General features: G+C 57.3%; 24 protein-coding genes, 1 other RNA gene and 1 riboswitch. Of the genes, 16 read left to right on the top strand and 9 right to left on the bottom strand.

Annotated elements, in window-relative coordinates:
* Window positions 1-131: 131 nt before the first annotated feature.
* A complete protein-coding gene (locus tag GOV38_RS20930; protein WP_171210179.1) occupies window positions 132-620 on the top strand; it encodes a protein-tyrosine phosphatase family protein in 489 nt (162 codons plus the stop codon).
* 1 nt (window position 621) lies between these two features.
* Here the strand turns inward: GOV38_RS20930 and GOV38_RS20925 are convergent, their stop codons facing one another.
* On the bottom strand, window positions 622-1,029 hold the full coding sequence (locus GOV38_RS20925; RefSeq protein WP_171210180.1) for a hypothetical protein: 408 nt from the start codon (window positions 1,027-1,029) through the stop codon (window positions 622-624).
* A gap of 88 nt (window positions 1,030-1,117) precedes the next feature.
* A riboswitch (cobalamin riboswitch) is annotated at window positions 1,118-1,340 on the bottom strand.
* A gap of 119 nt (window positions 1,341-1,459) precedes the next feature.
* Here GOV38_RS20925 and GOV38_RS20920 point away from each other — a divergent pair.
* Window positions 1,460-2,329 carry an alpha/beta fold hydrolase gene (locus GOV38_RS20920; protein WP_171210181.1) on the top strand — a complete coding sequence of 290 codons (870 nt, stop codon included), beginning with the start codon at window positions 1,460-1,462 and terminating at the stop codon, window positions 2,327-2,329.
* A gap of 15 nt (window positions 2,330-2,344) precedes the next feature.
* Here GOV38_RS20920 and ffs read toward each other — a convergent pair.
* An RNA gene (gene ffs / locus GOV38_RS20915) (signal recognition particle sRNA small type) lies at window positions 2,345-2,443 on the bottom strand.
* A gap of 39 nt (window positions 2,444-2,482) precedes the next feature.
* Entirely contained in the window at window positions 2,483-4,357 is a 1,875-nt protein-coding gene (locus tag GOV38_RS20910; protein WP_171210182.1) for a bifunctional 2',3'-cyclic-nucleotide 2'-phosphodiesterase/3'-nucleotidase, read from the bottom strand.
* A gap of 173 nt (window positions 4,358-4,530) precedes the next feature.
* Here GOV38_RS20910 and nudC point away from each other — a divergent pair, with 173 nt between their 5' ends.
* Both nudC and GOV38_RS20900 read left to right on the top strand, forming a co-directional pair.
* Window positions 4,531-5,514 (top strand): NAD(+) diphosphatase, encoded by a 984-nt coding sequence (gene nudC, locus GOV38_RS20905; RefSeq protein ID WP_171210183.1) that lies wholly within the window; start codon window positions 4,531-4,533, stop codon window positions 5,512-5,514.
* A 43-nt stretch (window positions 5,515-5,557) separates the two neighbouring features.
* Complete coding sequence (locus tag GOV38_RS20900) at window positions 5,558-6,025, top strand: SRPBCC family protein (RefSeq protein ID WP_171133716.1); 468 nt, start codon at window positions 5,558-5,560, stop codon at window positions 6,023-6,025.
* A 295-nt stretch (window positions 6,026-6,320) separates the two neighbouring features.
* On the opposite strand, the gene GOV38_RS20895 is transcribed toward GOV38_RS20900, so the two are convergent.
* Both GOV38_RS20895 and GOV38_RS20890 read right to left on the bottom strand, forming a co-directional pair.
* Complete coding sequence (locus GOV38_RS20895; RefSeq protein ID WP_171210184.1) at window positions 6,321-6,962, bottom strand: MSMEG_1061 family FMN-dependent PPOX-type flavoprotein; 642 nt, start codon at window positions 6,960-6,962, stop codon at window positions 6,321-6,323.
* A gap of 286 nt (window positions 6,963-7,248) precedes the next feature.
* Entirely contained in the window at window positions 7,249-7,704 is a 456-nt protein-coding gene (locus tag GOV38_RS20890; RefSeq protein ID WP_171210185.1) for a hypothetical protein, read from the bottom strand.
* A gap of 154 nt (window positions 7,705-7,858) precedes the next feature.
* On the opposite strand from GOV38_RS20890, the gene GOV38_RS20885 reads away from it, so the two are divergent.
* On the top strand, window positions 7,859-8,500 hold the full coding sequence (locus tag GOV38_RS20885; RefSeq protein WP_254430668.1) for a chloramphenicol phosphotransferase CPT family protein: 642 nt from the start codon (window positions 7,859-7,861) through the stop codon (window positions 8,498-8,500).
* An 18-nt stretch (window positions 8,501-8,518) separates the two neighbouring features.
* On the opposite strand, the gene GOV38_RS20880 is transcribed toward GOV38_RS20885, so the two are convergent.
* Window positions 8,519-9,352, bottom strand: a complete 834-nt coding sequence (locus GOV38_RS20880; protein WP_171103702.1) for a prephenate dehydratase — start codon at window positions 9,350-9,352, stop codon at window positions 8,519-8,521.
* Window positions 9,353-9,471: 119 nt separating this feature from the next.
* On the opposite strand from GOV38_RS20880, the gene GOV38_RS20875 reads away from it, so the two are divergent.
* The 5 genes from GOV38_RS20875 (at window position 9,472) to GOV38_RS20855 (ending at window position 15,843) form a co-directional block, all read left to right on the top strand.
* Window positions 9,472-9,981 carry a cytochrome c family protein gene (locus GOV38_RS20875; protein WP_171103743.1) on the top strand — a complete coding sequence of 170 codons (510 nt, stop codon included), beginning with the start codon at window positions 9,472-9,474 and terminating at the stop codon, window positions 9,979-9,981.
* A gap of 174 nt (window positions 9,982-10,155) precedes the next feature.
* The gene (locus GOV38_RS20870) at window positions 10,156-12,060 is read left to right on the top strand and encodes an extracellular solute-binding protein (RefSeq protein WP_171210186.1); all 1,905 of its coding nucleotides are present in this window, start codon (window positions 10,156-10,158) and stop codon (window positions 12,058-12,060) included.
* 1 nt (window position 12,061) lies between these two features.
* Window positions 12,062-13,162 (top strand): microcin C ABC transporter permease YejB, encoded by a 1,101-nt coding sequence (locus tag GOV38_RS20865; protein WP_171210187.1) that lies wholly within the window; start codon window positions 12,062-12,064, stop codon window positions 13,160-13,162.
* Window positions 13,163-14,269, top strand: coding sequence for an ABC transporter permease (locus GOV38_RS20860; RefSeq protein ID WP_171210188.1), 1,107 nt, complete (start codon window positions 13,163-13,165; stop codon window positions 14,267-14,269).
* Window positions 14,266-15,843: an ABC transporter ATP-binding protein gene (locus GOV38_RS20855; protein ID WP_171210189.1), complete on the top strand. Its 1,578-nt coding sequence runs from the start codon at window positions 14,266-14,268 to the stop codon at window positions 15,841-15,843. The genes GOV38_RS20860 and GOV38_RS20855 overlap by 4 nt, the downstream gene beginning before the upstream one ends.
* 18 nt (window positions 15,844-15,861) lie before the next feature.
* On the opposite strand, the gene GOV38_RS20850 is transcribed toward GOV38_RS20855, so the two are convergent.
* Window positions 15,862-17,787 carry an elongation factor G gene (locus tag GOV38_RS20850; protein WP_171210190.1) on the bottom strand — a complete coding sequence of 642 codons (1,926 nt, stop codon included), beginning with the start codon at window positions 17,785-17,787 and terminating at the stop codon, window positions 15,862-15,864.
* A 180-nt stretch (window positions 17,788-17,967) separates the two neighbouring features.
* Window positions 17,968-19,323 (bottom strand): oxygen-independent coproporphyrinogen III oxidase, encoded by a 1,356-nt coding sequence (hemN, locus tag GOV38_RS20845; protein WP_171210191.1) that lies wholly within the window; start codon window positions 19,321-19,323, stop codon window positions 17,968-17,970.
* Between the two features lie 61 nt (window positions 19,324-19,384).
* Between hemN and fnrL the strand changes: the two genes are divergently transcribed.
* Both fnrL and GOV38_RS20835 read left to right on the top strand, forming a co-directional pair.
* Window positions 19,385-20,128, top strand: coding sequence for a transcriptional regulator FnrL (gene fnrL / locus GOV38_RS20840; protein ID WP_171213035.1), 744 nt, complete (start codon window positions 19,385-19,387; stop codon window positions 20,126-20,128).
* Between the two features lie 17 nt (window positions 20,129-20,145).
* A complete protein-coding gene (locus GOV38_RS20835) occupies window positions 20,146-20,400 on the top strand; it encodes a GlsB/YeaQ/YmgE family stress response membrane protein (protein WP_171103685.1) in 255 nt (84 codons plus the stop codon).
* Between the two features lie 55 nt (window positions 20,401-20,455).
* Here GOV38_RS20835 and GOV38_RS20830 read toward each other — a convergent pair whose 3' ends face one another.
* Window positions 20,456-21,295 (bottom strand): universal stress protein, encoded by an 840-nt coding sequence (locus GOV38_RS20830; RefSeq protein WP_171133704.1) that lies wholly within the window; start codon window positions 21,293-21,295, stop codon window positions 20,456-20,458.
* A gap of 207 nt (window positions 21,296-21,502) precedes the next feature.
* Between GOV38_RS20830 and ccoN the strand changes: the two genes are divergently transcribed.
* Genes ccoN through ccoP form a run of 4 tightly spaced genes read left to right on the top strand, consistent with a single transcriptional unit; the run spans window position 21,503 to window position 24,931 of the window.
* Window positions 21,503-23,110: a cytochrome-c oxidase, cbb3-type subunit I gene (ccoN, locus tag GOV38_RS20825; protein ID WP_171210192.1), complete on the top strand. Its 1,608-nt coding sequence runs from the start codon at window positions 21,503-21,505 to the stop codon at window positions 23,108-23,110.
* A gap of 14 nt (window positions 23,111-23,124) precedes the next feature.
* Complete coding sequence (ccoO, locus tag GOV38_RS20820; RefSeq protein ID WP_171210193.1) at window positions 23,125-23,853, top strand: cytochrome-c oxidase, cbb3-type subunit II; 729 nt, start codon at window positions 23,125-23,127, stop codon at window positions 23,851-23,853.
* Between the two features lie 11 nt (window positions 23,854-23,864).
* The gene (locus GOV38_RS20815) at window positions 23,865-24,071 is read left to right on the top strand and encodes a cbb3-type cytochrome c oxidase subunit 3 (protein WP_171133702.1); all 207 of its coding nucleotides are present in this window, start codon (window positions 23,865-23,867) and stop codon (window positions 24,069-24,071) included.
* Complete coding sequence (ccoP, locus tag GOV38_RS20810; protein ID WP_171210194.1) at window positions 24,068-24,931, top strand: cytochrome-c oxidase, cbb3-type subunit III; 864 nt, start codon at window positions 24,068-24,070, stop codon at window positions 24,929-24,931. The genes GOV38_RS20815 and ccoP overlap by 4 nt, the downstream gene beginning before the upstream one ends.
* Window positions 24,932-25,183: the final 252 nt, after the last annotated feature.

Genomic DNA, 25,183 nt, shown 5'->3' with positions numbered 1-25,183 from the left:
ACGGATTCGAGTTCCGATGCAGCGTAGAGCGACCTGCTCGTCGCGTCCACCACGAGGGCGCGAATTTCGTTTTGGATTTGGCTTGGCTTGGTTACACCGCTGAGGCACAGAGGCGCCGAAGGACACGAGACATGAGTGGATTTCAGATTTACAGTCTGACTGTGGGCGATGGGCAGTTGGCATTGTGCCCATTGCCGGGGCGCGATGGCAATTACGAAGCTGATCTATGTGCGATTGCGGCTTGGGCGCCGGATCTGGTGATCACTTTGACGACTGCCGAAGAATTGGCCCAGCTGGGGGCCTCGGCGTTGGGGCGCGACGTTGAGAATATCGGTGCGAAGTGGGTCCATTTCCCGATTGCCGATTTCGGCACGCCCGAGGATGACGCACAGTCGACGTGGGAAGATGTCAGAGCTCTGGGCCTGTGCCAGCTGTCTGGCGGCGGCCGGGTTCTGGTGCATTGTCGTGGCGGCTGCGGGCGGTCTGGGATGGTGGTGCTGCGGTTGATGATTGATAGCGGCGAAGCGCCGGTAGAGGCGTTGGCACGGCTCAGAAAAACCCGCGTTTGCGCTGTGGAAACTCAAGGACAGATGGACTGGGCGATGGGCCGTCAAGGCTGAGCTAGATCGAGGCCTGCTCGGCAGCCTGCGCCGCCATTGGCGCGGCGTTGGTGGTGACCTGCAACATGGCGCATGGCGCCTTGACCAAGGCGTCTGCGGGCATCGAAGTTACTTTGCACGAGAACATCAAGTCAGCGAACTGTTCCAGAGTCTCGTTTTCTGTCCGGGGATCAGCGTCACAAAAAATTCGAACCTGCTTTGGTCGGGCCAGATATCGTGCGGTGCACCCTTCGGCGCAATGGGTCAGCTGTGCGTGGCCGTCAACTTCGAACCCATCTGTTGTAACAGGTTGGGCCGTTGACATCGCCTGGGTTATCGCGCGCGCCAATTGCGCCAGCGCCGGGCAGGGTTTGCCAGTGCGCTGGCAAAGAGTGGCCGAAAATTGGTGAGTTTTTGTGTTCCAGATCATACCGCGCCCTCCGCGCAATGAGCAGGGGCGACGATCAGGAACACTTGGCTTCCGACAAGCAGGCCCGCCCGGACACCCCGCCCGAGTTTCGGTTTCAATTCTTGATGGCAGGTCTCCTGACTTGCGGGTTATCGCTTTGCCGACCTTCCCAGCCTTGCGGCCAGTGGCTTTTCGACATTGCTCTCCGCCTACAGTTGCGGGGGCAGTCTCGGATTTGGGCTGTTCCGATCGGATCGGATTGGCCCGCACCGCGTTCCCTTTTCATCCCGACCCCAAACCGGGGTGCGAGAACCATCACACAACCGCTAGCGTTCGGGGTGGGGCGCTGTCAAGCGGACGTTTGGTCATGCGCGCTGCGGCTTGACAGTGATGGTCGAGCTGGGCGCATATTAATTCTGAACTGATTGGTTCAGTGTGGGCGGGTGACACTATGCGAGATGACCAGCATATTATCGAAACCGAGGATTTTTGGATTCCGTCACAGGGCGGAAACCTGTCGGCGCGGCTGTACAAACCAGTCATCGAGCCGGAAATTGTGGTGACTCTGAACAGTGCAACCGGAGTTCCGCGCGACTACTACCAGCATTTCGCACTCTGGCTGGCGCTTGAGCATGGTATGGCTTGTCTGACCTATGATTATAGCGGCTTTGGGCAGTCGCTGACCGGGCGCATTCAGGATGCAACTGTTACCATGGCCGATTGGGCCTTGGTGGATATACCGGCAGCGCGTGCAGAACTGCGCCGTCGCTATCCGCAGGCCCAGCATTGGACCATAGGGCATTCCATCGGTGGAATGTTAGGCCCGGTTCAGCCGGATGTGGCGCAGATCGACCGGCTGATTTGCGTGAACTCGGGGCTTGTGACCTTTACCGACCATCCCTGGCCCTACCGTGCCTTGGCTGGGTTGTTCTGGTACGGGCATGCACCACTGCTTGCGCGTATGTTGGGGTATCTGCCCGGCAGGGCGGTTGGGTTTGGCCCGGACCTGCCGGCGGCGGTTTATTGGCAATGGCGCCGATGGTGCACGGCTCCGCGCAATTATGCGCCTGAAATCGGTGCGTCCTTGCCCGATGTCACCTGGGATTCGACCTCAGGCACAGTCGACCTGGTGACTTTCACGGACGATCAGATGGTCCCACCGCAAGCCGTTTGGCGGCTGGCCGAGCTGTTCGGACCTGACGCGCAACGCCATCTGATCGACCCGAAGGACCATGGCTTGCAATCAGTGGGCCATATCGGGGCTTTCGCGCGGCGCAACGCAGCCATCTGGCCGCAGCTTATCGCACAGCAAGGTGTCTAGAAAGGTTGTGGAAGTAAGTGAGAGGTTGGACATCGACCCAAGCGGGGCTCGTTGTGGCTGCTTCCTTCCGGACCTGACCAGGTTGGCGAGGCGCTCGCCCGCGCCAACCTCTCGACCCTGGATATAAGCAAGCACCGTCGGATTCGCAACCCATCAGAGCGTCAATGCGATCCGCAGGAAACCCTGCGCATCGGTCCCCAGTATCTCTGGCGCGTATGGGTCAAGCTCGTCGATATGCGCCAAAGCTCTTGGTCCGGTTTCCAGGATCGCTTTGGCACCACCCAGATTGCTGAAGCCAAAGGGATTTTCGGCGTGTTCCAAAGGATCTATCTGGCTGCTTTCAGCCAAATAGTCCCGCAAAACGCTTTGGATGCTGCAGGATGGAAGGTCGAGTTTGCGTGCATCGGTCACGGCGTTGAAATTTCCACCACCATTGACGCGATAGTTGTTGGTAGCGACGACGAATTCCGCTGCATCGTCAACAGGTCGCGCTTGCCAGCGCAAATTTCGGACCCGGCGGGCCTCTGGATCTGAAAGATGCCCATCCGCCCGATAACGCGCCGGTTGGCTGAGGTCGATTTCATAGGTCAGTCCATGAATGACATCAAAGTTGTGACCCGCGCGATCGGGGTCTGTCAGAACTCTTGCCGAGTCTGGATTCAGCTGCCTGAAAATCCCTGCCGACATTTCGAGCCATTCGCGTAGCTGTACCCCGGTGACACGCACAGCACGCAGTTCATTTGGGAACAGGTGAATATCTGCGACATGCCGCATCGAGATATCCCCAGCGGGGATGTCAGTATAGAAATCTGGGCCCGAGCGTCCTCCGAACTTGGCGGGGGCGACCGCCGAGAGCACAGGCAATTCCGACGTAGGATCATCATTCAACAAGGCGCGTAACGCGGCCGCCTGCGCCGCAGCCAAAAGCGCCAGGGCCCGATCTGGCGCGCAATAGGCGAAATAGCTGTGTATCGACGTTTCAAGACGCCCCACAGGCTCTGCCGCAAGGGTCCGCGTTTCGGCGTGCCCCCGAGCGAACAGGGCTATCATTTCGGGATCTTCCAGAACATCTGTATTTTTTGGACAAATCGAACGCAGTTCGGTTTCAAAATCACATATGGTCCAGGCGCCGGACATCTTATTGTCCAAAGTTATGTCTATGACACCCAGATAAGACCCTGCCGACCCGGCCATGACGACCGGTTTGCCATGAACCCTCCCTCGTCGAGCATCCACAAAAGGCAAATGGTCATGCGCAGGTCCCGGAAGGGTCAGGTGGGTATGTCCGGCTATGATAACGTCGATGCCGTCGATTGCTGCCAGTTGTATTACCGCGTTTTCCAGGCCGGGCCCCGCGCTTTCGGCTTGCAGACCGGAATGGGCCAGAACAATAATCAGATCGCAGCCAAGGTTGCGCAGCGTGCTGACCGTTTCTTCGGCGCTTCGCAAAATGTCGTGCGAAGCCACCTGACCGTCCAGCTTGTGCCGCTCCCACATAGTGGTTTGTGGGGGTATTACGGACATGACGCCGATCTTGATGGTGGCTGTTCCAGCATCATGCGTTATGTTGCGGTTTAAAACGGTGTAGGGTCGCCAGCCCGCGCCTGTGGGCTCACGGTCCAGATTGCTGCAAAGCACGGGGCAGTTCAATTGTGACGCAAAGCTGTCGATCAGACCCAGCCCGAAGCTGAAATCGTGATTGCCCAGCCCAACGGCATCGTACCCAAGCCGATTGAACGCTTGAGGCAAGGGGTGAGTGTCCGCACAGTGCGCGGCAGCCCAATCGCCAAAGGGTGTGCCCTGCAAGGCATCACCATTGTCGAACAGCAAACTCAATACCCCTTCGGAATGCGCCTCATCCTGCGCAGCACGGATCAAGCTTGCGGTTCTGGTAAATCCGATCCTTGGGTCCTTGCGATCCGAATAATAGTCAAATCCGGTCAAATTCATATGAAGGTCGGTCGTCGCTAGGATCTGGATACGCGCCGGCGATGATGATACTTCGGCGGTCTTGTCTTTTGTATTCAAGTGTAAAACTTCTGCATGTTGTTGTGCATTTGAATAATCCTATAGGTTGAATAAGCGCAATAAAAACGACAAGTTCGCGGACAATCTGCCGCATTCTAACGATAGCATATTTGAAAGGTCATTGCGTCAACGATCAAGACGTGGCAGCCCTGTCGCCAAAATGAGGGCGGTGCATGAAACGAGCAGAGGAGGTGACCTTTGGGGGGTCCGGCCTGAACAGGGCGGCTGAGCGGCGCAGTGACGCTGCCTTGCTGGCTCAGGATTTGGCGGATCCGTCGGCGCGCTGCCTTTTGCTCTGGCGCGGAAAGGTTTTGGTGCAGGGCGAGAATTTGGACCAACTGGCGCTCGTTCCGCTCAGCCACACCCTGTTGACCGACGGTCCCGGTGGTATCGTTGACGCACCGGTTTTTCTCGGCCTTACCAAAGAGAGAGCGCCTTTGTTCGCAACCGATATTTCCGGCTGGGCCGCCGAAGGGTTGGATCTGGCTGGCGTAGGTGCGTTTGTCGATCAGACCGAGCAGCAGCATCCAGATTTGCCCACCGGTCAGGTCTTTGCCGAGCTGCGCAGGATCATGACCCGTCTATCGGCGCGCGATGCCGAACTGGCCGCAACAGCCAAGGCCGTCATCGGCTGGCACGAAACCCATCGGTTTTGCGCCCGCTGCGGCGCTCCCAGCGAGATGGCGCAAGCGGGATGGCAGCGCAGTTGCCCCGATTGCGGTGCCCAGCATTTCCCAAGAACCGACCCCGTGGTGATCATGCTGATCACACATGGCAACGCGGTTCTGGTCGGGCGCTCACCTGGGTGGCCCGAGGGGATGTATTCGCTGCTGGCCGGTTTTGTCGAACCGGGCGAAACGCTCGAAGCTGCGGTGCGCCGCGAGGTGATGGAGGAAGCCAACGTGCCTGTGGGCGCTGTGCACTACCTCTCAAGCCAGCCCTGGCCCTTCCCGGCCTCGTTGATGTTCGGCTGCGCGGGCGAGGCTTTGTCACGTGATATCAAGATCGACCCGGTTGAAATCGAAGAGGCGATATGGGTGAGCAAGACCGAGATGATGCAGGCGTTCGCCGGGGATCATCCGAAACTGAAACCCGCCAGAAAGGGTTCGATTGCTCATTTTATCCTGCAACATTGGCTGGCGGATACGCTGGATTAACCCTTAGAACGATAAGCAGGGAAAAGGCTGAGCGGAAAAACAGATGCAGTTCAAAGCGCAGGAGGACATAACCGCCCCGATTGATGCCGTGTTTTCCATGGTGTCCGATGTCGACCGCTTTGAACGCATGGCCATGCGACGCGGGGTCGAGGTGCGTCGTGTTGTTTCGAAAACACCGCTGCAGGCGGGGGCCGAATGGCATACGAGGTTCAGCTTTCGGGGCAAACCGCGCGACATATCGGTTCTGATGACAGAGTGTGAGCGGCCATCGCTGATGCAGTTCACCTCAAGCAGCCGCGGCATGATCGGTCAGACAGTGATCGAGCTGTTGGCCCTGTCTCCGCGCCATACGCGGCTTAGCATCCAGCTGTCTCTTGCCGCCAAGACCCTTCCGGCGCGACTACTGTTGCAATCCATGAAGCTGGGCCAGGCCCGGTTTCGCAGACAATTTCAGGCGCGACTCAGCGATTTCGCACAAGAGCTCGAACAGCGTCACAACCACGGGGTTTGAAAAGTCGAGGTTCGGCAAAAGGCACCTCGGATGGCTCTGATTGTTTTCCAGAATGGTGAGCCTACACTCAAATACTGGCCCGGTCGGGTAAGTGGCGAAACTTGGTTTTCGAGGTTTAGAATTTACACCGCTCGTCGCTATAACACATGTTCCGAAGCTGTCTTCGAAGTGTGTCGATTTGGTTGCGACTGAAACCCAGTTTTCGCTGTTGAATCAACGTAGATCTCAAACGCGGACTTTTCCGACCTAAGTCAGCGGGCCAACAGAAGCTTTGTCGAGAATGGCTGTATGACTATCAGTACAGGTTTTCTTCGGCATCTTCTTTGCAGCCGTCCGCGATCTCAGTGACGGTTTCAGGCATCGCGCCGTGAACCTTCAACATCTCTGCAAGAGTGGGGACATCGGAGGTGTCCGGCCAATCCTGTGATTGCCAGACCTTTCCGCGTATGAACGCTTTTGGGCAATGGCATAAAACCCTTTCGACATGTACGAGCAGGATCAGATCCGAGGGCCGTCCGTTGACCGAAAGCTGTTGCCCCAGTTTGGTGTCCCTAACGACCGCTCCTTTGCCACTGACGCGCAGTGTGTCTCGATGCCCAGGAATTATGAAAAATATGCCGACATTCGGGTTCGCCAGAATATTCTCGAACGTATCCATCCGATTGTTCCCGGGGCGATCGGGAATTGCGATGAGTTTTTTGTCAATGACCTTTACGAAACCTGCGGGGTCGCCGCGAGGGGTGATGTCCAATATTCCGTCATGACGCGTCGTAGACAAGATCGCCAATGAGGACGTTGCGATAAACCGCCCGGCAAGTTCATCAATGTGGTCAATTACTTTGTTGTCGACCCAATGATCGAACGGTTTTTCCCCTCCTCGCAGTTCGATTGGTAGCTTCAAATGATGGTCAACGCTGCATCCAAAAACACGATCCATAGGTCAATCTCCGTTCAACTACGGCGACGTTACCATACGCAGCTTGGCCCGAAAAAGGGCGCGGAAACCTATGTCGGCTCTTGGGCACGCGGCAGACATTCTTTGCATCCTAAACAAAGGGCAGGTTCTGGTATTGAAAATGTCCGGTGACGATGTGGGTTCCGGCAGCTCGGCGAACAAAGCTGCCGTTCGCTTTGGCGGTGCAATCAGCTGCTTTGATTTGAGGGATCTGGCGCGCAGAGTCGGCTGTTTACATCCACAAACACACAACTCGTGCAGGTATTCCTTAAGGATCTACGAGCCTCTGATCTCTCATTTTCTTCATCCGCAATCTGCATTCATTGTCTGTGCGCGTATTCTTGTAGGTGGCGAAAACGTAACCTCCCGCCAACCGGGTCGAACCTGATACCTCGATGAAATAGCCTTCGCTAACTTGCTCAAAGAACTCGAAACGTGTCGCGGCAAAGCTGCCGTTTACCAAGAACCCCGTTATGTCTTTGACGCCAAAGCTGACCCCTCGTGACTTGCCTGACAGTCTGCCGTTGGGCGTTTGCTCAAAATAGTAGATATAGCGGCCAGACCCCACACTGCATTGTAGTGTCGCGTACCATTTGCCGGACAGATCAGGTTCATGGGGCTTGTCGTCATTCGGAAAGGCACGCGACTGTATTCTTTCTGCTTCCGTGACAAGATGGTAGTGCCCGGCTTCACAAAAGGTGCAGATCGAAAAGACGAAACTCAAGATTGATCCTGCCAACACCTTTCTTGCTCCAAAACTCTTGTCTATCCGTCGTCATATCATATTCGTAGCGCAGAGTAACGATTGTGGCCGTACTCCATGCAATGCAGTGTGCAACCTAGACGATGAAGTGAAGTATCTCGACTAGCGGATGCTTATGCGTTTTGCTGACAATTCCGGGCGCGGCTCGGCGATTTCGCATAACCGGCGCGACAGAGCCACGATCACGGGATTTGACCAATCGGGTTTGCGAAAAACGGGGTCTCAAATGGCGCAGATCATCTTCCTGCATGGCGCGTCGAGCGGTGGAAAATCGACGATCGCACGCGCATTGCAAAGGCAGATCGAGCGCCCCTTCTGGCACATTTCGATTGATCATCTGCGAGACAGTGGTGTCATACCAATGGCGCGATTCAGGGCAGGGGATTTTGAATGGTCCAAGGAACGCGCCCGGGTATTTGAGGGATTTCACGCCTCGATCGGTGCCTATGCGGATGCTGGTAATGATCTGATCCTTGAGCACATTCTGGACACCGACGGATGGGACAAAACACTGCAGCAGGTTTTTGCCCCGCATGACGTTCTGTTCGTGGCGATCCACTGCGCGCTGATGGAACTTGCCCGCCGGGAAACCGGGCGCGCTGACCGCGCCGAAGGCAGTGCGGTTCAGGATCAAAAGACGATCCACAAAGGCAGGCGTTATGATCTGGAGCTGCGGTCCGAAGACGGGATCGAAGCAAATGTCGACGCCATTCTCAATGCGTGGCGCAGCGGGGTGCGCTGTTCGGATTTCTCGTAGCCCCGATAAAAGCCCGGCCTAGCCCCGCGGTCGAGCGGCCGGATAGACGCCAAGGACCTCTACATTGGTCGTGAAATGCTCCAGCTCATCCAGCGCCAGTTGAACGTTTCTGTCCGCAGGATGTCCGACGATATCTGCATAAAACTGCGTGGCGGTGAATGAGCCGTCGACCATGTAGCTTTCCAGTTTGGTCATGTTGATCCCGTTGGTGGCGAACCCGCCCATCGCCTTGTAAAGCGCTGCTGGGATATTGCGGACCTGAAATACAAAGCTGGTGATCATGCCGTGATCCCCCCGCCGCGATTCGTCTGCCTCGCGCGACATGATCAGGAACCGTGTCGTATTGTTATCCTTGTCTTCGATATGACGCGCCAAAACGTTCAGCCCATAGATTTCGCCCGCAAGCTCGCTGGCCAGTGCGGCTGAGTGTTTTTCTCCGGCTTCGGCCACTTCGCGCGCCGCCCTTGCGTTGTCCGGGCTTACGCGGCCGCGGATATTGTGGTGTTGGAGAAACCCCGCGCATTGAGGCAGCAACACCAGATGCGAATGCGCCTCGGTGATGTCGTCCAGACTGGCGCCGGGAACGCCCAGCAGGTTGATATGCACGCGGACAAACGCCTCATCGACAATGTGAAGCCCGCTATCGGGCAGCAATCGGTGAATGTCGGCCACCCGCCCGTAAGTGGTGTTCTCGACCGGCAGCATCGCCAGATCCGCCTCACCAGACCTGACCGATTCGATTACATCCTCGAAAGTGCGGCAAGGAAGAGCATCCATATCGGGCCGCGCGTCGCGGCAGGCCTCGTGGCTATAGGCGCCGGGTTCCCCCTGAAAAGCAATGCGGTTGGTCATTTGGTCGATTCCGTGCAACAAGTTTTCGAATTGGGCGTTTCGTCGCGGTGTCTATACCTTGCCTCTTGCAAGGGGAAGCCTTAGACACCCGGCAGACAGCTGAAATGGACACGCGATCAATGTTCGACACGATGACAGTTACCAAGGCCGCCGCAGGCCTGTTTGGCACCTTCCTGGTGTTGCTTCTGGCAAAATGGGCCGGGGACATCCTCTACAGTTCCGATAGCCATCATGCCGAGGCTTCCTACATTATCGAAACCGACAGCGCGGGCGAAAGCGCCGACGGCGAAGAGGTCGTATTCGCAGATCTGCTGGCCGCCGCTGATCCCGAGAAAGGCGCGCGCGTGTTCCGCAAATGCACCGCCTGCCACAAGCTGGAAGATGGTGCCAATGGCACCGGACCTTATCTTTATGGTGTCGTGGATCGTCCGCTTGGTACCGCCAAGGGTTTTGGCGGTTATTCGGCCGCGATGCTGGCCCATGGCGGCAACTGGACACCCGAAGCGCTTGATGCGTTTCTTGAACGTCCCAGCGGCTATATCGCAGGCACAAGCATGAGCTTTGCAGGTTTGAAAAAGGCGCAAGAGCGTGCAGATGTGATTGCCTACCTGCAAACCATCGGTAACTGATCCTGAGCCTGGATCGGAGTTTTAAAGGCCGTTGCCCCGCGCAGCGGCCTTAATTTTTGTGTGAACAAATCTTCACAAAGCGCTCACGCAGTCTAAACTTGCATCTAACTAAGCTGGTCTTTTAGCTAGCGCGCACGAAAATGAGCATGTGAACGAACCCAGAGGATGTACCTGATGAAATCCCATTTGACGTCGATGCGTGTCACAAGAATGAAGCCTTTGACCTTTGTCATCGGTCTGACCACAGCAATGGCGTTAGGGACGTCCCTTTCGGCAACTGAAGACAAGATTATCGAAAGTCACGGGTATTCCTATTTTGGCAATCTCGACTATCCCGCTGATTACGAGCACCTGAACTACGTCAATCCGGATGCACCAAAAGGGGGAGAGCTGTCTTTGGCTGCGTCGGGAACGTTCGATTCTTTGAACCCTTATTCACGCAAGGGCCGGTCGGGTGCTTTGACGACACTTCAATACGACCGTTTGATCGAAAGCTCGGATGATAGCGTGGGTCAGTATTACGGTGTTCTTGCAGAAAGCCTCGAATATGATGCGGATCGAAACTATGTGATTTTTCACCTGCGCCCCGAAGCCACGTTCTGGGATGGTACACCGGTAACCGCCGAAGATGCAGTTTATAGCCATCGTCTGTTCATTGAGCAGGGCCTGCCATCTTATGCCCAGGCCGTTGGTCGCATGGTCACAGGCGCCGAGGCTTTGGATGATCACACGGTCAAGTTCACCTTCAACCCCGAAGTCACGCGCCGCAGCCTGATCGAAACGGTTGGTGCGACGCCGGTCTTCTCGAAAGCGTGGTTCGAAGCGGATGAGTCGCGTCGACTTGACGAGCCTCGTTTGGAAGTTGCAGTCGGATCAGGGCCCTACAAGCTGGACAGCTATGACATCAACCGTCGCATCGTCTACAAGCGTCGGGATGATTACTGGGGTGAAGACCTGCCGTTCAATCGCGGACGCAACAATTTCGATACAATCCGTGTCGAGTATTTTGCGGACCAGACCGCTGCATTCGAAGGGTTCAAAGCCGGGGAATACACGTTCCGCATCGAAAGCGACCCCAAGCTGTGGGCAACGGGCTATGATTTCCCAAAGCTGAATGAGGGCGTAGTGGTCCGCGACGAAATCCCAGATGGCAGCCCGCCGACCCCGTCGGGTTTCGTGTTCAACTTGGGCAAGCCGCAGTTTGCAGACAAGAATGTGCGCAAAGCGCTTGCTTTGGCGTTCAACTTTGAATGGGTCAATGAATCACTGCTCTTTGGTCTCAACTCGCCCAGGAGCTCTTTCACCCAAGGAACCAAGCTGGAAGCAACTGGCGTTCCAGAAGGGGCCGAGCTTGCCTTTATTGAAACCCTTGGTGATGTCGTCCCTGCAGATTTCCTGACCGAACCGGCCGTCACGGTGCACGAATCCAATTCGGCCCGTTTGAATGATCGGCGCAATTTGCGGCAGGCGTCCAAAGCGCTGGATGAGGCCGGGTGGCCTGTCGGCGACGGGAATGTGCGGCGAAACGCGGAAGGGGAAACGCTGAAGGTGAACATCCCATACCCGTCCAACCTGCCGACCTCGACAGCCACGATGATTGAGACCTATGTGCAGAACCTCCAGTCGCTTGGTGTCGACGCATCTGCCGAGAAAATTGACCCGGCACAATACACGCTGCGCAGCCGTGAACGCGACTATGACATGGTTTATTCCACGCGGTATGGGTCTTTCCTGTCCACCGGTGGCGGATTGAGCCAGATGTACGGATCCGAAGAGGCCGCGTTCAGCCTGTTCAATCCTGCTGGTCTGGCAAGCCCTCTGGTGGACGCGATCATCGAGGCGTCGTTCGAGACGGATAATCAAGCCGATCAGGATACCGCTTTGGTCGCACTTGACCGGGCCTTGCGGTATGAGTTCTTCGTGGTCCCAGTGGGATACATCGCAGACTATTGGACAGCCTATTACGACATGTATGAATACCCTGAAAACCTGCCTCCTTTCTCGCTGGGTCATTTGGACCTGTGGTGGATCAACCCCGAGAAAGAGGCCGAACTGAAGGCCACCGGCGCGCTGCGGTAACATGGGCGCGTATATTCTAAGACGCCTGTTGTTGGTCATTCCGACCCTTCTGGGCATTATGATCGTGAACTTCACCCTGGTGCAGTTTGTGCCAGGGGGACCGGTCGAACAGATTATCGCGCAGATCGAAGGTCAGGGTGATGTCTTTGCCGGCTTTGCGGGCGGAGGCGGAGATGCTGGCGCAGGTGCCGAACCCGCAGGCGGCGGTGGGTTTGATGACAAATATGTCGGCGCGCGCGGTCTGCCGCCTGAGTTCATCGCTGAATTGGAAAAAGAGTTCGGCTTTGACAAGCCGCCCCTTGAACGTTTCCTGAGCATGATGGGCAACTATCTGACGCTGGATTTTGGCGAGAGCTATTTCCGGTCAATCAGCGTGATCGATCTGGTGCTAGAAAAGATGCCCGTTTCTATCTCACTGGGTCTGTGGTCCACTCTGATCGCCTATCTGGTCTCGATCCCGTTGGGTATCCGCAAGGCGATCAAGGACGGGTCGACCTTTGACACCTGGACCAGCGGGGCCATCATCGTGGCCTATGCCATCCCGGGCTTCCTGTTTGCGATCCTGCTGCTGGTGCTGTTTGCAGGTGGCTCTTACTGGCAGATTTTCCCACTGCGGGGGCTGACTTCGGACAATTGGGAAAGCCTCAGCCTGATGGGCAAGATCGCGGACTATTTCTGGCACATCACACTTCCGATTATCGCCCTGACGATTTCGGCTTTTGCAACGCTGACGCTGCTGACCAAGAACTCGTTTCTGGATGAGATCAAAAAGCAATATGTCATGACCGCCCGCGCAAAGGGGCTGAGCGAACGCAAGGTGCTTTACGGTCATGTGTTCCGCAACGCGATGCTGATCGTGATCGCAGGGTTCCCGGCGGTGTTCATCGGTGTGTTCTTTGGGGGCTCAATCATTATCGAGACGATCTTCTCGCTTGATGGGTTGGGTCGTCTGGGCTTTGAGGCTGCGGTGGCGCGCGATTACCCGGTGATTTTCGGCACGCTGTTCATCTTTGGTCTGATGGGCCTAGTCGTCGGGATCATCAGTGACCTGATGTATGTGCTGGTCGATCCCCGCATCGATTTTGAAAAGCGGGAGGGTTAGATGGCGCTTTCCCCTCTTAACCAGCGCCGCTGGCGTAATTTCCGACGCAATGGCCGGGCATTCTGGTCGCTGATTATCTTCTCTGTCTTGTTTGGCCTGTCTCTGTTCGCCGAGTTCATTGCCAATGACAAACCGATCCTGGTCAGCTATCGGGGTGAACTTTATACGCCGATCTTCAAGTTCTATGCCGAGACCGAGTTCGGCGGCGATTTCCAGACCGAAGCGATTTATCGCGACCCCGAAGTGATGTGCCTGATCGACAGCGGCGGTCTGGATCAGTGTTTTGACGATCCAGAAGGCATCATCGAACAGATCAAGGCCGGAACGTTCGAGGCTGAAGGGTTTGAAAAAGGCTGGGCCATATGGCCGCCCATCCCCTATTCCTACAACACAAGCGTTGATCGCCCGGGGGCCGCGCCTTTGCCGCCCAATGGTCAGAACCTTCTGGGCACCGATGACACCAAGCGCGATGTTCTGGCGCGGGTGATCTATGGTTTTCGCCTGTCGATCCTGTTCACCCTGTTGGTCACTGGTGTGGCCAGTATGATCGGGATTTTCGCCGGGGCCATTCAGGGCTTTTTCGGTGGCTGGTTGGACCTGATCTTCCAAAGGGTCATCGAAATCTGGTCCGCGACCCCATCGCTTTACGTGATCATCATCATGTTCGCGATCCTTGGGCGAAGTTTCTGGCTGTTGGCCATATTGATGATCCTGTTCAGTTGGACCGGCCTTGTGGGTGTCGTGCGGGCAGAATTCCTGCGGGCCCGAAACCTGGAATATGTCCGCGCCGCGCGGGCACTGGGCGTCGGCAACATGACCATCATGTTCCGCCACATGCTGCCCAACGCGATGGTCGCCACGCTGACCTTTATGCCCTTCATCGTCACAGGCACCATCGGCGGGTTGGCGTCGCTTGACTTCCTAGGCTTTGGCTTGCCGTCATCTGCGCCCTCATTGGGCGAAATGACCTTGCAGGCGAAACAGAACCTGCAGGCCCCGTGGCTGGCCTTCACCGCCTTTTTCACCTTTGCCATCATGCTGTCGCTCTTGGTCTTCATCTTCGAGGGCGTGCGCGACGCGTTTGATCCCAGAAAGACTTTCTCATGAGCCTGCTGGATGTGAACAACCTCAAGGTCTCGTTCCGGCAGGACGGGCAGGTGAGCGCCGCGGTCAAAGGTGTGTCCTTCACCGTGGATCGGGGTGAGACCGTTGCGCTGGTGGGCGAATCCGGGTCGGGCAAATCGGTGACGGCGTTGTCCACAGTGGCCCTGCTGGGGGACAGTGCTATCGTCGAGGGCTCGGTGACCTATGAAGGCCAGGAAATGGTTGGCGCATCCGAAGATCACCTAATGAAGGTGCGCGGCAACGACATCAGCTTTATTTTCCAAGAGCCGATGACCTCGCTGAATCCGCTGCACACGATTTACAAGCAGATGGCCGAGTCGCTTGCGCTGCATCAGGGGGTAACCGGCGACGCGGCGCGGGGCAGGATTGTGGAACTGCTGACAAAGGTTGGTATTCGCGACCCCGAGGAGCGTCTTGACAGCTATCCGCACCAATTGTCGGGTGGACAGCGCCAGAGGGTCATGATTGCCATGGCTCTGGCCAACAAGCCTGACATTCTGATTGCGGATGAACCCACCACGGCGCTGGACGTGACCATTCAGGCACAGATCCTGGAATTGCTGGCCGAGTTGCAGAAATCCGAGAATATGGGGATGTTGTTCATCACCCATGATCTGGGCATCGTGCGGCGCATTGCCGACCGGGTCTGCGTGATGAAGGATGGCGAGATTGTCGAGGCCGGTGTGACCGCCGACATCTTTGACAATCCACAGCACCCCTATACGCGCAAGCTGCTTGAGGCGGAGCCTTCGGGCCAGCCCGATCCGGTGGCAGCAGATGCCGAAGAGGTTGCGCGCACCGATCATCTAAAGGTCTGGTTTCCGATCCAGCGGGGGTTTCTGAAGCGGACCGTTGGATATGTGAAGGCTGTCAATGACGCCACGCTCAGCGTGCGGGCCGGGGAAACGCTTGGCATCGTGGGTGAAAGCGGCTCGGGCAAGACGACGCTGGCTTTGGCGATCATGCGGCTGATCGCGTCTGAGGGCGCGATCACTTTCCGTGATCAGGACGTCCGCCGGTGGTCCACGCGTGAGCTGCGGCGGCTGCGCAAGGATATGCAGATCGTGTTTCAGGATCCGTTCGGCAGTCTGAGCCCCCGAATGACCTGCATGCAGATCATCGCCGAAGGTCTGGAGATCCACAATGTCGACCCCCACCGCGCCCCGCGTGAGCTGGTGGCTGAGGTCATGACCGAGGTTGGTTTGGACCCGGACTCGATGGACCGCTACCCGCATGAGTTCTCGGGCGGGCAGAGACAACGGATTGCGATTGCGCGGGCCATGGTGTTGCGGCCGAAGCTTTTGGTTCTGGACGAGCCGACCAGTGCCCTGGACATGACGGTTCAGGTTCAGATCGTCGATCTGTTGCGTGACCTGCAACGGAAATACGGGCTGGCCTATCTGTTCATCAGCCATGACCTGAAGGTTGTGCGCGCGATGTCCCACAATGTCATCGTGATGCGCAATGGCGACGTGGTCGAGATGGGCGCGGCTGAGGATCTCTTTGAGAACGCCCAGACAGATTACACCCGTGAACTGATTGCGGCGGCGGGCTGACGCCCGCCTGCCATTGGCTCAGGCCAGTTCTTTACTTTTGGCCGCTGCCGGAACCGGGCCACGCAGCTCTTCGTAATGGTCGAATTGCAGTTTGACCCAACCTGTCCCGCGGGTGGCGCTGGCCAGGATCCGATGCAACTCGTCCTCGGCCACGGCAGGCAGCTGTGCGTTGAAGATTTCCCAGCCCGAAGCGTTCGGATTGCCTTCGAACCCCAGTACCTGTCCTTGCAAAGAACTGATGGTCGGAACCAGATCGCCCACAAAGCTGGACGGCAGATGGATCTCGGCGTTCAGAATGGGCTGCAAAACCACAGGCTTGGCGGCGGGCAGGGCCTCGCGTACGGCGTTCTTGCCAGCGGTGCGGAAGGCATAGTCGGAACTGTCGACATTGTGGTGCTTGCCATCGCTAAGCGTGACCTTGACGTCCACCACCGGAAATCCTTCGGGGCCCTGGGCCAAGGCGTCTTTCGCTCCGTGTTCGACCGAAGGGATATAGTTCTTGGGAACAGCACCGCCTTTTACCACCTCTTCGAACTGAAATCCCGACCCGCGTGGCAAAGGTGCGACCGAGATCACCACATCGGCAAACTGACCAGCTCCGCCGGATTGCTTTCTATGCCGGTGGCGATGTTCAATCGGCGCGCGAATGGTTTCGCGGTAAGCGGTTTCGGCAGGCTCTGTCAGAATTTCGATCCCGAAATCTTCGGCCAGCTTGGCCGCAACCCGACGCATATGCTGAGGCCCTTGCGAACCAAGGATTGCGTGCCCGCTCAGTTCGTCATGCTCGAGATGCAGGCCCGGATCAATCTCCACCAGCCGCGACAGAGCGTTTGACAGGCGCACATCGTCCCGCTCATGCGCGGGCGAGACGACCTGACGATAGGCCACAGGGTGCGACTCGGCCCATTCCGGCAACGGTGTTGACCCGTTGCTGTCGTAGATATTGCCGGGGTTGAGGTGATCGGATTTTACCGCCAACCCGATCTGCCCGGCCTCCAGCGTGTCGATCTGGGTTTTACCGTCCAGCGCTGTCAGGGTGCCGACTGTTTCACCCCCAAGCGGCGCATGGGCTTTGACGCCGTCCCCCAACCCGCGCAAAACGGTAATTTTTCCGATGTGTTTTTTGACATCCGAGAAACCGGCAATCGCGCGTGCGTTGTCTTCGGCCTCATCCCGGTCTGCTGCGATGTTGAATTCGGGAGCTTCATGGCGCAGGGCTTTCATCAGGCGCGTCAGGCCGTTGCCATGGCTGGCAGCGCCAAGGCAGGCCGGGATCAGCTGATGGCTTTGCAGAACCTGAGCCGCCAGATCATAGACCTCGGCGCTGGGTGGCTGCTTGTCTTCGATAAGCTGTTCCAACAGGTGGTCATCGAAATCCGACAGGGTTTCCAGTAGTTCGGTGCGGGCCTCCTGTTCGCGTTCTTCAACCGATTGCGGCAGCTCGATCAACGCCGACGGCTGACCTTCCTGATACTTCCACGCCCGCTCCGAAATCAGATCAACGGCGCCGATGATCGTGTCACCCTCGCGGATGGGCACCTGGCGCAGTGTGATGTGATGGGTGCAGTAGGTCTGCAAGGCGGCGATGATGTCGCGGATGCGGCCGTTGGGGTTGTCCATGCGGTTGATGAACAGAAAACAGGGGATGCCCGCCTCTTCGACCAACCGCAGGTAGGGGGCACACAAAACAGCCGCGTCAGGATCAGGTGGTGCGACAACAACCGCCGCGTCCGAGATCGCCATGGCGGGCCCGACATAGGCCAGCGCATCGCCGCCCCCATTGACGTCGATGGCGCACCAAGGTTCGTCTAAATAAGAAAAACCGTGCAAATGCACGGTTTCGGACAGGTCGAAGGTGGTGGGCCGCCCGTCGAGGCGGCTGATGGCCTCGACCAGGGTGGATTTGCCCGATTGGCTGGGGCCGAGGACGGTAAAGACGCGCATGGGTGTTGTCCCTCTTTCAGGTTGCAGATGACTGCACGAAAAGGGCTGTCGAGCGAGAACGCATCGGCGAAACTTGACTGCGGATTTGCCTGCCTCGGGGCACAGAGCGCTGCAGCTCTCTGTTCTGTCAGTTTGGAGAAAACCGGGCCCCTGCGTCAAGGCCTGCCGATGCGGTCGGCCTCAGATTGCTGAACTGTGCCCGGCTTTGCTGAGGTCGTATTGGTCGAAATTGCGCGCGATCATCCGGGTCAGGGCGCGTGCCTCGGGTGGGATGGACAACCCGGTGTCATCCACACGCAAAAGCCCGTCAAAGGCCGCATTTGCACTGGCATACATCTGTTGCAACGCGCCCGCGGTCACATCGAAATCCCGAAGGATTTCCGCTGAATCGATCCGAAAATCGCACATCAGCGCCTCTATCATGCGCGCCCGCAGCACGTCCTGTCCTTTGAAAACATGCCCGCGCGCTGTCGAGAACCGTCCGTCCCGGATCGCCTTGGTATGGGCTGAAGTGGCCGATGCGTTCTGGGCATAGCCCTGTGGGAACTGGGAAATCGAACTTGCACCCAAACCGATCAGAACCGGAGATTGGTCGTCGGTATAGCCCTGGAAATTCCGTTTCAAACGACCTGCGCGCTGGGCAATGTTCAGCCCGTCATCTTTTGTAGCGAAATGGTCGATCCCGATCTCGGCATAATTGTCCCACAGGAAAAGCCGTCGCGCGGTTTCGAACAGGTCCAACCGTTTTTCTGGTGTCGGCAGAGCATCTGAAGGGATCATCTGCTGGCGTTTTGCCATCCATGGCACATGTGCATAGCCATAAAGCGCAACCCGGTCTGGTGACAGCGACAAAAGCTTTTGCACGCTTTCGGTCATCCGTGCGCGGGTCTGATGCGGCAGACCATAAAGGATATCGGCATTCAGGCTGGCAATCCCGCGCGCGCGGATCATGTCGATGGCATTACGCGTGGTGTCATAGCCTTGAATACGACCGATGGTCTTTTGGATTTCGTCATCGAAATCCTGTACCCCGATCGAGGCCCGGTTCATCCCCGAAAGCGCCAGTGCATCGAGACGTTCCTCTTCAATCTCATTGGGGTCGATTTCTACCGAGAACTCGGCATCGTCACCCATTGGCACGGTGGCAAAGATCCGATCCGCCAGATCGCGCATCAGCTCGGGGCTCAGCAAGGTGGGCGTGCCGCCGCCCCAATGCAAGCGCGACAGGGTCACGTCTTGGGGCAGGTGTGCCGCCAACAGATCCAGCTCGGCCTTGAGCATATCCACATAGGCGATCACGGGGTGATCTGTTTGCGTGCCTTGGGTTCGGCAGGCACAGAACCAGCACAATCGGCGGCAGAACGGCACGTGGATATACAGCGAAATTGCACTGCCTGGGGTAATCTGGGAAATCCAGTTGCCAAACAAATCAGCCCCCACTTCATCGCTGAAATGGGGGGCGGTGGGATAGCTGGTATAACGCGGTACTTTCGCGTCAAAAAGTCCAAGCCGAGCCAATTGAGGTTTCAAAGTCATACCACTAGGGCTATACCTAGGAACGCTCAGTTGCTTTGACCGAGATCAAGTGGAAACGCGAATGACACTGAAAGCCTCATATGAGCATGTCGGCTGTGACGATTGCCCGATTCGACATCGGGCCGTTTGCGCGCATTGCGAAAAAGATGAGCTCGAAGAGCTTGAGGCCATTAAATATTACCGAAGCTTTGAGGCCGGTCAGACCATAATCTGGTCTGGTGATCCGATGAGCTTTGTGGGCTCGGTTGTTTCGGGTATCGCATCGCTGACCCAGACGATGGAAGACGGGCGCACCCAGATGGTGGGTTTGTTGCTGCCCAGCGATTTCGTTGGTCGCCCGGGGCGCGAGGCCGCACCTTATGATGTGGTTGCAACCACCGATCTGGTGATGTGCTGTTTCCGCAGGGCGCCGTTTGAAGAGATGATGGCCACAACGCCTCATATCGCCCAGAGGCTGTTGGAAATGACGCTGGATGAGCTGGACGCTGCCCGCGAATGGATGCTTGTTCTGGGCCGGAAAACGGCACGCGAGAAGATCGCCAGCCTGCTGTCGATCATCGCGCGCCGGGATGCCTCGGTAAACCGCAAGGGGCTATTGGGACCGATCGCCTTTGACCTGCCGCTGACACGTGAGGCGATGGCCGATTATCTGGGTTTGACGCTGGAAACAGTCAGCCGTCAGATTTCAGCACTGAAGAAGGACCAGGTCATTCAGCTGGAAGGCAAGCGCCACGTGATCATTCCCGATATGAGAAGTCTGCTGGATGAAGCCGGAGATGATTCGGATGGCGGGTTTCTGGTCTGACGCGGAAAGGAAACGAGATGGTATTCAGCAGCCTTTTGGCGATGATCTTTATCGGTGCGATTGCCGGGTGGCTTTCGGGTAAGATCATGGAAGGCCGTGGCTTTGGCCTGATCGGCAACATCATTGTCGGTGTTGTCGGCGCATTTCTAGCGGGAACGATCTTTCCGGCATTGGGCTTTAGCGTTGGTGGCGGCCTGATCTCGTCGATTATCTTTTCGACAATAGGCGCGGTGATCCTTCTTTTCGTTATCGGGCTGATCCGCAAAGCCTGAATACTGACAAGCTGCCGACACGGGGCAGCTTGCCTGTCCGAGCTTTTCCGCCTTGCTAATGTGCCAGGAAGACCGGAACAGTTGATTGTTCCAGCATGTTGCGGGTGGCCCCGCCAAGGATGGCTTCGCGAAAACGCGAATGCCCATAGGCACCCATGACGATCATATCGGCTTCGGTATCCGTGGCGTGGCGGCTAAGGATGTCAGATACCCGCGTCATGGTTTTGCTGAGGACATCGATCTCACATCTCACGCCATGCCGCGCCAGCATCTGAGACAGCATTCCACCGGGATCGGATCGATCGGGGCCATGGCGGGGCGGGTCGATGACCACGATCCGCGCCATTTCGGCCTGCTGCAAAAAGGGCAGGGCCCGGCGGATGGCCCGCATGGCTTCGGGACTTTCATTCCAACCGATCAGAACGGTCTTGGGCTTCACGAAGGGTGTCGCGTCATCGGGGACCAGCAGCACCGGTGCATGCCCTTCGAACATGGCCGCTTCGACAATCGGTTCCGCCTCGGCGTCACGCCCGTCGCCATAGGGCCTTGGCAAGATGACAAGGTCTGAAAATCGGGCGCGTCGTGCAACGTGCCGTGAAATATCTGCGATTTGGACCACTCCGCTTTCGGCGGCCCAACGTATGCCGGATTTGCCCAGATAGTCTTTGGCAAAGGCCAGAACCTCATCCGCTTCGGCATTGGCACGGCTCAAGGTTTCTTGCAGGATCAAAGCGTTCGCACCCGCATAGTAATACCCGGTCTGGCTGCGATCCACACCAAGGCAAAGCGCGTCCGCATGGGCATCGGTCGCATCTGCCAATGCGACCATCTGGGCCAAAGCCCCCTGCGCCAGCACGGTATCCGTCATGACTGTCAGCAGTGATTTATACGCCATTGTGCTCTCATCTTTCGCTGTTCTGGTAACCGACGCGTTCCAATCCCCTTCAGGGGACCCTGTTCAAAAGGACATGACCACAGAATTCGGCGAAACGTCTTGATGCAGATCAAGGCAAGTTGCGGCCCCTGGCGGCATTACCAACCCCAGTCAAACAGGTTTCGCGCGGCAAAAAGAATCGCGTGAGGCATGGCAAAGGGACGCAATATGTCAAATTACATCAAGCTGATTGTGCTAGGGCTGGTCGTGGTGTTCGCCGCAATCGGGACCAATTATGCACGCGATTTGGCGTATCAGGTGCATGCGATACTGGTGATGCTGATCGCCGGTGGGCTTTTCATCTGGACGCTTCGAAACACAGACGAGCCTGTTCTGCTGACGGACCGCTCGGGCGAATATATGGATGACGTGATCCGCTATGGCGTGATCGCGACCGCATTCTGGGGCGTGGTCGGGTTTCTCGCCGGAACCTTTATCGCGTTCCAACTGGCCTTTCCCGCGCTGAATTTTGAATGGGCGCACGGATATTTGAACTTTGGACGCCTGCGGCCCTTGCACACCTCGGCGGTGATTTTTGCGTTTGGGGGCAATGCCTTGATCGCAACTTCGTTCTATGTCGTTCAGCGCACCAGCGCGGCGCGGCTGTGGGGTGGAAACCTGGCGTGGTTTGTGTTCTGGGGCTATCAGCTGTTCATCGTCCTGGCCGCGACCGGATATATTCTGGGTGGCACGCAGTCCAAGGAATATGCCGAGCCTGAATGGTATGTCGATCTGTGGCTGACAATCGTCTGGGTCGCCTATCTGGCTGTTTACCTTGGCACGATCATCAAGCGGAAAGAACCACACATCTATGTGGCCAACTGGTTCTATCTCGCCTTTATCGTCACCGTCGCCATGCTGCACCTGGTCAACAATATGACCATCCCGGTCAGCATCTGGGGCTCGAAATCGGTCATCGTCTGGTCAGGTGTTCAGGACGCCATGATCCAGTGGTGGTACGGTCACAATGCTGTGGGCTTCTTCCTGACCGCGGGTTTCCTGGGCATGATGTACTACTTCATCCCGAAACAGGCCGAGCGTCCGGTCTTTAGCTATAAGCTTTCGATCATCCATTTCTGGGCGCTGATCTTCCTGTATATCTGGGCTGGTCCGCACCACCTGCACTATACCGCGCTGCCTGACTGGGCATCGACACTGGGCATGGTGTTCTCGGTCGTACTTTGGATGCCGTCCTGGGGTGGTATGATCAACGGTCTGATGACCCTCTCGGGTGCATGGGACAAGCTGCGCACCGATCCGATCATTCGCATGATGGTCATCTCGGTCGGCTTTTACGGTATGTCCACGTTCGAAGGTCCGATGATGTCGATCCGCGCTGTGAACTCTCTCAGCCACTACACCGACTGGACCATTGGTCACGTACACTCGGGCGCGCTGGGCTGGAACGGTATGATCACCTTTGGTGCACTGTACTTCCTGGTGCCTGTCTTGTGGAAACGCGAGCGGCTCTACTCGCTGCAAATGGTCAGCTGGCACTTCTGGCTCGCCACCATCGGCATCGTGCTTTATGCCGCTTCGATGTGGGTCACCGGTATCATGGAAGGCCTGATGTGGCGCGAAGTGGATGCCAACGGCTTCCTGGTCAACTCGTTCGCCGACACCGTGGCGGCCAAGTTCCCGATGTATGTGGTGCGTGCTTTGGGTGGCGTGATGTTCGTCGCTGGCTCGCTGATCATGTGCTACAACCTGTGGATGACTGTGCGTAAAGCGCCGGCCAAAGAGGCCAGCCTGACCGTCGCGGTCCCGGCTGAATAAGGAGGGCCGGAGCAATGGCAATTCTCGACAAACACAAGATCCTCGAGACCAACGCGACCCTCCTGCTGATCTTCAGCTTTCTGGTCGTGACAATCGGTGGCATCGTGCAGATCACCCCGCTGTTCTATCTTGAGAACACCATCGAAAAGGTCGAAGGGATGCGCCCCTATACGCCCTTAGAAATGGCCGGGCGTGAAATCTATCTGCGTGAAGGCTGCTATGTCTGCCACAGCCAGATGATCCGCCCGATGCGGGACGAGGTTGAACGCTATGGCCACTACTCTCTGGCGGCGGAGTCGATGTATGACCACCCGTTCCAGTGGGGATCCAAGCGTACCGGCCCTGATCTGGCCCGCGTCGGTGGGCGTTACTCGGATGAGTGGCACGTGCGCCACCTGCGCGACGCGCAATCTGTGGTGCCCGAGTCGGTTATGCCGAAATACGGTTTCCTGGAGAACCGCAAGCTCAACGGTGAGTATATCGGCGACATCATGGCGGCTAACGCGCTGCTGGGTACGCCCTATACCGAAGAGATGATCGAGAACGCGGTGGCCGATTTCCGGGCGCAGGCTGATCCCGACAGCGATTTTGACGGGCTGCTTGAACGCTATGGAGACAAGGTCAACGTGCGCAATTTCGACGGCCAGTCTGACCTGACCGAAGCGGACGCGCTGATCGCATATCTGCAAATGCTGGGCACGCTGGTCGATTTCTCGACCTTCACCCCGGATCCGAACCGTTAAGGGGGCTTGAGATGGAACTTTACACTCTCCTCAGACAGTTCGCGGACAGTTGGATGTTGCTGCTCTTGTTCACGTTCTTCGTTGGCATCGTGATCTGGGTTTTCCGCCCTGGCGCCAGCAAGGAATACAAGGACACGGCCAACATCCCGTTCCGCCACGTTGATGCACCTGCACCACAGCAAAACAAACCCGCCACATCCAAGGAGGCGCGGCCATGAGCAAGACACCTGAAAAACAGCCGGGTGATCCGAATACAACCGGTCACAGCTGGGACGGGATCGAAGAGTTCGACAACCCGATGCCTCGGTGGTGGCTGTGGACCTTCTACGCCACCATCTTCTGGGGATTGATCTATACGATCATGTACCCGGCATGGCCTTTGGTGCAGTCGGCAACTGCGGGTGTCATGGGTTGGTCTTCGCGCGGTGAGGTTCAGCAGGAACTGGTAGCGTTCCAAGAGGCCAACGCGCCCCTGAACGCGCAACTGGTTGAAACACCGCTCGATGACATCGCCCAGAATGCCGAGCTGCAGCAATATGCAGTAAACGCGGGCAGTGCGGTGTTTCGAACCTGGTGTGCGCAATGCCACGGCTCTGGCGCGCAGGGGGCTCCGGGCTTTCCGAACCTGCTGGATGATGCCTGGCTCTGGGGTGGCACCATGGAGGACATCCACTACACCGTCAGCTATGGCATTCGGAACGAGGAAAGCGACGACGCGCGCTATTCTCAGATGCCGGCCTTTGGTGAGATCCTTGAGGAAGACGAGATCACGCAAGTGGTTCAATACGTGATGTCCTTGACCAATGCCCAAACCGATGATGCCACAGCGCAAGCGGGCGCGGTGGTTTACGCGGACAATTGTTCAGTTTGCCACGGCGATGACGGCAAAGGCGATATCACGCAAGGCGCTCCAAACCTGACCGACGCCATCTGGTTGTTCGGTGGCAGCCAGGAAGAACTGACCGAGACCGTGCTCTATAGCCGGTTCGGCGTGATGCCGAACTGGGACACCCGCCTGACCGAAGCACAGATCCGCGCTGTCACTGCGTATGTGCATCAGCTTGGTGGTGGTCAGTAAGAGCTAGAGAATACCTCCGGGCGGTCTTTCGCCCGAAGGCTGCGACACCGGCTGTTCCCTCTGTTCGCGCGTTTCCAGGACGGCCGGTGTCGATTTTTCAGCACGAGTTTTGGCATTGTCCAAATCTTGAAATGTCGTGCAGGCGGGTTCAAAGGTTGTTCATATCCCTGGCGCGCGGATGTTCTCTCCACCAGTGATGGTCAGGCAGCCACCGGGTTTTTCGGCTCTTTGGTCTTGGTACATCCCGTACGT

It is taken from the genome of Ruegeria sp. HKCCA5839, assembly GCF_013035585.1.
Lineage (GTDB): Bacteria > Pseudomonadota > Alphaproteobacteria > Rhodobacterales > Rhodobacteraceae > Ruegeria.
Note: the sequence above shows the minus strand (reverse complement) of the source record. Positions and strands in the feature narration are given on the sequence as shown.